Annotated in this window: 1 protein-coding gene; it reads right to left on the reverse strand. The window is 66.2% G+C overall.

The window, feature by feature from the left end:
- Window positions 1-18: 18 nt before the first annotated feature.
- The gene (locus tag PD653B2_RS24135; protein ID WP_085874969.1) at window positions 19-1,146 is read right to left on the reverse strand and encodes an IS110 family transposase; all 1,128 of its coding nucleotides are present in this window, start codon (window positions 1,144-1,146) and stop codon (window positions 19-21) included.
- Window positions 1,147-1,391: the final 245 nt, after the last annotated feature.

Consider the following 1,391-nt stretch of genomic DNA (forward strand, 5'->3'; position numbering starts at 1 on the left):
TCGATGCTCCTATGTTCGTCAAGCCGCTGATTGAAGCGGCGGTGGTGTCGTTGCGGCTGCCTGCGCTGATCGAGGCAGGTTGGCGTAGACCTCGCGGGCGATGTAGCGCTTTAGGCAGCGGATGATCTCGCGCTTGCTCAGGCCTTCGGCTGTGCGTCGTTCGACGTAGTCGCGGGTGGGCTGGTGATGGCGCATCCGGACGATGGTGACGATGTACAGCGCGCTGTTGGCTGCTCGGTCGCCGCCGCGGCTGAGTCGGTGGCGACCGCTGGTGCGTCCGCTGCTGGCGGGTTGGGGTGCGACGCCGCAGAGCTTGGCGAACGCGGCTTCGCTGCGGATCCGTTCGGCGTTGTCGCCGGCGGTGACCAGGAACTGGCCGGCGATCTCGATGCCGACGCCGTGCAGCTCGATCAGTTCGGGTGCAGCCGCGCGGACGAGGGCTTCGATCTGCTTGTTGAGGGTCTTGACCTCGTCGTCGAGCTGCTTCCAGCGTCGCGCCAGGGCGCGTAGAGCGGTCTTGACTCCAGCCATGAGCAGACGGTCCGGGTTGGTGGCTAGGCCGAGGAGGTCCTCGGACTCGGGCCGCAGCCGCAGGCACCGGTTGACCAGGGTCTTCTTGCTCAACACCACGAGCTCGTCGCGCAGCGGTGAGGGTGCGCCGATCATGACGCCCCACAGGGTGTTGAAGGCGTTGGTGCGTCCCTTGACCGCGCTGGAGCGGGTCACGCGCAGGGTGCGGATTACCTCGACCATGCCGGACTTGGCCTTCGGGATCGCGGTCGATGTCTGCCCGAGGACGGCTCGAGCGATCTGCTCGGCATCGAGCCGGTCGGACTTGCCGTCCATGTGTCGGGCGAGCCGGTTGGGTCGGTTGACTTCGACGACTCGAACGGCGTGCGCGGTCAGGTACCGGGTCAGGGTCGCGCCGAAGGATCCGGTGCTTTCAACCCCGATCCCAGCTACGTCGCCGTGGTCTTGGACCCAGGTCAGCAGGTCGGCATAGCCACGGTCGTTGGCGGGGAACTCGTGGTGGCCCAGCAGGCGGCCGTGGTCATCGACCGCGGCGGCGTAGTGGGTGTTCTTATGGGTGTCGACGCCGCCGATCACGACGGTGGGTTCTGGCTCGAGAGCGGTTTGAGTTGTCATGCTGGGAGTGCTCCTCCGTTAGGTCTGAACTGACGGATGGAGCGAACCGGCCGGGCGGGCGACAAGTCTGTGACGGGGCTTCTAGTCCAAGCTCCTATCAGGTCAGTTCCGCCTGGCCGGTGCGCACCACGGCACTGCACCGGAGCCGGTCGACAAATCGAACGCAGGACACCGTGGTCATACCTTGGCCGGGGTCAGACCGGACCAGTGCAGTGCCGCTGACGATGTTCACAGACCTTGCCGTT

Origin of the sequence: Nocardioides sp. PD653-B2 (genome assembly GCF_002117935.1) — a bacterium.
In the GTDB taxonomy this organism is placed as follows: domain Bacteria; phylum Actinomycetota; class Actinomycetes; order Propionibacteriales; family Nocardioidaceae; genus Nocardioides.

What these genes read in the sequence shown, in the direction of transcription:
- PD653B2_RS24135 (WP_085874969.1), bottom strand. Translation starts at nt 1,146, where the DNA reads ATGACAACTCAAACCGCTCTCGAGCCAGAACCCACCGTCGTGATCGGC.